Consider the following 5,254-nt stretch of genomic DNA (forward strand, 5'->3'; position numbering starts at 1 on the left):
GTCGTGGTGCCCGACCCAGCGGTGTCGCGGAGGCATCTGAGGCTTATAGTAACTTCTAATGGGGTAGTTGTAGAGGATCTGGGTAGTAGCAACGGTACGTACCTAATAGAGGGGGGGAGGGAGCGCCAGGTTAAGGTGGAGAACGTCGGCGGAGGGGCTCTGGTTAGGATAGGGAACACAAAGCTCAAGGTTTCTCTTTCACGGTAAAAGCTTATTAACCCATAATTAGCGCGCTCTTGTATGTCGGAGGAAATGCAGTATGAGTATTTAGTCCCGCTTGAGAAGTATCTAAGCGCCGGCGTGAGGCTGGGCACGCGGCTGTCTAATAAATACCTCGAAGATAGAGGCTTCATATTCGCGGTGAGGCCCGACGGGTTGAGGATATTTGACATTAAGAAAATAGACGAGCGGTTAAAAATAGCGGCCAAGTTAATTGCCAGGTACCCGCCAGACAGAATCTTAGTCCACACCACGAGGCCCTACGGCTTTAAGCCGGTGCAGATGTTTTGTAAATTTGTTGGTTGCAGAGCGCTTACTGGTAGATTCATACCGGGTACATTGACAAACCCAAATCTGCCCCACTACCAAGAAGTTGACCTACTCTTCGTGGTCGATCCTAAGCTGGACGCGCAGGCGGTTAGCGAGGCCGCCAAGATGGGAATCCCGGTGGTTGCCCTCGTAGACACCGACACCCCGCACCAGTACATCGACTTTATGATACCGTGTAATAACAAGGGTAGGAAAAGCCTCGCCTTGATATTCTGGGTACTTGCTAGGCAGGTGCTGAGGGAGAGGGGCGAGTTGAAACCCGATCAAGACCTCCCGGTGCCGCCCGAGGAGTTCGAGACGCGGCTTGTACAGACGTAATGCGGGTCAGAAAGCCGGCGGTCGCCGGCTATTTCTACGAGTCGGAACGCGAGGAGTTGTTGCAACAAATAGACTGGGCGGTGAAGCACGAGCTGGGGCCGAAGGCTCTCCAAATGCCTAAGCTCGGCGCCGAGGCCCTGGGGGGCGTGGCTCCCCACGCTGGCTATATGTACTCGGGGCCCGTGGCCGCTTGGCTATATTCCTACCTAGCCGGCTTCGGGAAGCCAGACGCCTTCGTCGTTGTGGGCCCCAATCACTACGGAATAGGCGCCCCCGTGGCGATTATGAAGTCAGGTGTCTGGGAGACCCCCCTGGGGCGGCTTGAAATAGACGAGGAGCTAGCCGGGCTTATCGCCTCGCATTACAAAGAGCTGGAGGACGACTTCTACGCCTTTGCCAAGGAGCACTCGTTAGAGGTGCAGATGCCCTTCATACAATACTACTTCGGCGACGTTAAAATAGTCCCGATCACCATTTGGAGACAGACGCTTTCCACATCAAGAGAGCTGGGGGTTGCAATAGCCAAGGCGTTGAGAGAGTACGGCAGAAGGGCGTATGTAATCGCAAGTAGCGATTTTAACCACTACGAGCCCCACGACGTGACGATGCGGAAGGACGAGATGGCTATTAGCAAGATTTTGAAACTAGACGAGGCGAGTCTATTCGAAGTCGCGTCTAAGTTCGACATCTCAATATGCGGCCTGGGGCCTATAGGCGTCCTTATCGTAGCCGCCAAGGAGCTCGGCTATCTAAACGCCACTTTGCTGAAACACGCCACTTCGGGAGACACCAGCGGCTATAGAGAGGAAACTGTTGGATACGCCAGCATTCTATTCTACCGCTAGGGGAGCCTTATCTTCACCATATGAGTCCCCCCTCTAATTCCATAAGTGGCTACGAAGGGGGCTGAGCCCCTCAGCGAGATAAGTCTCTCAAGTCCCTCCTCATAACTCTCGACAGGTATGTGTAGCGGCTCCAAGGCCCATATTATAGAGAGGGCGCGGGCAACTCTAACATTCGGCGTCCCCACGTAGACTGTGCCGAGAGGTCTAAACTTCGCTATTCTCTTCGCCAATGTGCCGCTCCTGCTAAAAACGAGTATATTGGCCCCGAGATCTTCGGCGAGCTCCACGAGGCCCTTGGCGAAGCGATCCCTAGCGTCCTGGGGCTGGGCGAGCTCTGTGATTTGGTACTCCACTGTCGATAGTATCTTTGAGAGCCAACTGGCGGCTGCCAGGGGGTATCTGCCGCTTGCAGTCTCGTTGGTAAGCCAGAGGCTATCTACGCCCATAGACGCCGTGGTGAACACGTCGTTAACCTCAGCCCTCGTGGGGGTCGGCGAGTACTGCACAGAGTCTAGAAGTTGGGTAGCCACGGCAACCGGCTTGCCGTGTCTAAGCGAGGTGTGTACTACCCTCCTCTGTATTGTGGGTAAGGCGTCGAGTCCATAATGCAGACCTAAATCGCCTCTAGCCACCACTACGTAATCGCTACACTCCGTGAGCTCCCCCAACTTTTCAACTGCCCCCCTAGTCTCTATCTTCACCACTAGGTAGCTATCGAACCCAAGCTCCCTGAGGAGGGATTTTAGACGTTGCACATCTCCACAACTCCTCACAAGGCTAGCAGAGACGTAATCGATCTCTTCTCTAACTACGGAGATCGCCTTCAAGATCTCCACATCCTCCTCTGCGGGGGTGGGGATGTCGTAATCCTTCCCCTCAACCACTACAGCCTTCCCACTAGTCACAACTCCGCTTGACTCCGCCACAGAGATCACCACGTCCGGACCCGCCTCGGTTACCCTAAGCCTTAGCTTGCCATCTAACATCAAGATGGCGTCGCCAGGCTCGACTATCTGGAAAAACGTCTTGGCCACCACGGGGACGTAAGAGCCGTCTGACTTCGGGCTAAGTCTGAAAACTACCCTATCCCCCTCTTTTATGTTAATAGGCTCCGTGTTTCCCACCCTCACGCCTGGGCCTTTGAGATCCACAATGACGGCAAGTGGCCGGTTGCGGCTCCTCTCGTAGGTCCTCACTGCGTTTATCCTTGTCTTAACCTCGTCGAGAGTGGCGTGGGCGAGGTTAATCCTGACGCCGTCTACTAAGTCAAGGAGCTTCTCAAACTCGTCAGGCGGTAGCGAGTCGGTGGAGGGGCCTAAGGTGGCGACTCTCTTGGTAAGAGTCACAACGCCCTGATCCTCTCCCCCACCTTCGGTATAACAGTGGTGATTTTGTACTTCAACTCTATAGATGTGGCCAAGCTGATTATCTTAGAAGGCTCCCCATGTATAAGCACAATCTTCTTAGGCTTAGGCTCCATATGCTCGACGTATTTCATAAGCTCCCTCCTATCGCTGTGCCCCGAGAACCCAGGTATAGAAGCCACCTCCATCCTCATGTCGACTTTAGACTCGCCCCCCACCAAGCTCCTAACGACAAACTCCCTCTCCCCGTTCAGAATCCTCCGGCCCAGCGTGCCCTCCGCTTGGTACGAGACGAAGATCAGCTTATTCCTCTCGTCGTAGGCTAGCTGGGCGAAGTAGTCCAGCACAGGCCCGCCGTTTAACATGCCGTGCGGCGCTATTATAACCGCAGGCTCCTCGCTCTGCGCGATCTTAGCCACTTGGTTTATCCTATCCTCGACGCGCTTAGCGCGGTCGACGATGACGACGCTTCCCGAGGTTGTGAAGGGGTTCACGCCGCCGTATATCTCCTCGGCAACCTCGGGGTTGAGGTAGTGCGGATACATGAGGTACGCGTTCAGCGTCTCCACAATCATGCCGTCTACGTAGATGGGCACCCGGGGCACAAGCCCGCCCTCCATCATCTTGTTCAGGATGTATAGAATCTCCTGCCCCCTGCCGGTGCTGAAGGCAGGTATCAACACCTTGCCGCCCTTAGAGACTGTGTCGGAGACGTGTTTAGCCAAGGCATTTTCCGCCTCCAGCCGCGGGGGCTGCACGTCGTCCTTCCCCCCGTAGGTAGACTCCATTATGAGCATCTCCACACGCTTAAACTTATTCACCGCCCGGTTCAACAGCCTAGTCTTCCCGTACTTGAAATCCCCCGTGTAGAGGATGTTATACCTGCCGTTGCCTATGTGTAGGTGGGCCATAGCCGAGCCTATTTCATGACCAGCGTCGTAGAAAGTCAGCTTAATGTCGGGAGCTATGTCAGTCACCTCCTCGTAGTCAAGCGTAATGGTGTGGTATATCACAGCCTCTATGTCGGCCATGGAGAAGCTGGGCTGGAGGCCCTCCCGCTCCTTGAGCTCCACGTAGTCGCTGAGGAGTATGAAGGCCTGGTACTTAGTTGGGTCGGTCATGTAGACAGGCCCCCTGTAGCCGTATTTGAACAGCAACGGGAGGCACCCCACGTGGTCCATATGGGCGTGGGTGAGAACAACAGCGTCGAGCTTGTCGATATCCACCAAGTCGAGAAGCGGGAAGTCCTCGTCGTACTGCCCCGGCTTGAGGCCGCAGTCGAGAAGGACGTTGCTCTCCGTAGTGCTCACGAGAACGGCGCTCCTCCCCACCTCCATCGCTGCGCCGAGAAAAGTCACTGTTATGGGCCCCTCCTTCACCACAGGCTCCTGGTGGATATACCTGGCGAGGTAGTCCATGAGCTCTGCCCTCTGCGCATACGCCTTGTGGAAAATCTGCCTCACACCCACGATTTCATGCGTAGGCAACTTCACCCTGTCCCTAGGCACCCCGCTCTCAATCACAGCCCTCCAGCCAGTCCTCAGAAAAATCTCACGCGCCGCGCCCTTGATATCCCTCTCACGCAGAGGACGCGCAAGGTAGATATAGACATCGCCGTTACTTTCAAAAACCACATCTTCGACGTCTTCGAGAATCTCTTTAATTACCTTAGCTGCGCTTTTCTCAGACATCCTGCTAGTCGCATCGGCTCTGAGAACTACGCGCTTCTTCAACGTCTTCGCCACCTCGCCGATCATGTCTAGCACACTTTCAGCAGGCTTCTTTACATATATACAGAGATTAGGCCCTTCAAAAGCTACCCTAACCACATCAACACCCGACAGAATAGCCTTTACCTTGTTTTCCAATTCCAAAAAAGACACAAGGAGGTGCCAATGCTATATTATTTAAATGTTTTCCGTATGTGGAGGTGCCGTTTTTGAGTTATGGGCGTTGTGTGAGAGCCGGACTTCGGCGCGCTGTTTACATCCGGCGTGTTTCCCGCCGTCTCTCCGGCGTGTGTAAACTGCGTCAATATATACTTTATGTATCGGGGGAGACTTCACTAAAACTTTTAACAAAGTCTATATAACCCCCTCTTTCGATATATAGAATTTTTCAACAAACGTTATAAATGTAATACACAGCCCCCCGTCGATACGCTATAAAGCCATATAC

5 protein-coding genes are annotated in these 5,254 nt (G+C 54.1%); 3 read left to right on the top strand and 2 right to left on the bottom strand.

The window, feature by feature from the left end; translation table 11 throughout:
- The 3 genes from ACP5J3_RS10575 to amrB form a co-directional block, all read left to right on the top strand.
- The coding region (locus tag ACP5J3_RS10575) for an FHA domain-containing protein (protein WP_428495660.1) at positions 1–207 on the top strand (207 nt) is incomplete at its 5' end.
- 33 nt (positions 208–240) lie between these two features.
- Positions 241–867: a 30S ribosomal protein S2 gene (gene rpsB / locus ACP5J3_RS10580; RefSeq protein WP_428495661.1), complete on the top strand. Its 627-nt coding sequence runs from the start codon at positions 241–243 to the stop codon at positions 865–867.
- Positions 867–1,712 (top strand): AmmeMemoRadiSam system protein B, encoded by an 846-nt coding sequence (amrB, locus tag ACP5J3_RS10585; RefSeq protein ID WP_428495662.1) that lies wholly within the window; start codon positions 867–869, stop codon positions 1,710–1,712. Before rpsB ends, amrB begins: the two co-directional genes overlap by 1 nt.
- Here amrB and pyk read toward each other — a convergent pair.
- Together pyk and ACP5J3_RS10595 are read right to left on the bottom strand one after the other, a co-directional pair.
- Positions 1,709–3,058: a pyruvate kinase gene (gene pyk, locus ACP5J3_RS10590; protein ID WP_428495663.1), complete on the bottom strand. Its 1,350-nt coding sequence runs from the start codon at positions 3,056–3,058 to the stop codon at positions 1,709–1,711. The genes amrB and pyk overlap by 4 nt on opposite strands.
- On the bottom strand, positions 3,055–4,959 hold the full coding sequence (locus tag ACP5J3_RS10595) for a beta-CASP ribonuclease aCPSF1 (protein ID WP_428495664.1): 1,905 nt from the start codon (positions 4,957–4,959) through the stop codon (positions 3,055–3,057). Before ACP5J3_RS10595 ends, pyk begins: the two co-directional genes overlap by 4 nt.
- Between the last annotated feature and the right edge of the window lie 295 nt (positions 4,960–5,254).

Origin of the sequence: Pyrobaculum sp. (genome assembly GCF_049971835.1) — an archaeon.
In the GTDB taxonomy this organism is placed as follows: Archaea; Thermoproteota; Thermoprotei; order Thermoproteales; family Thermoproteaceae; genus Pyrobaculum.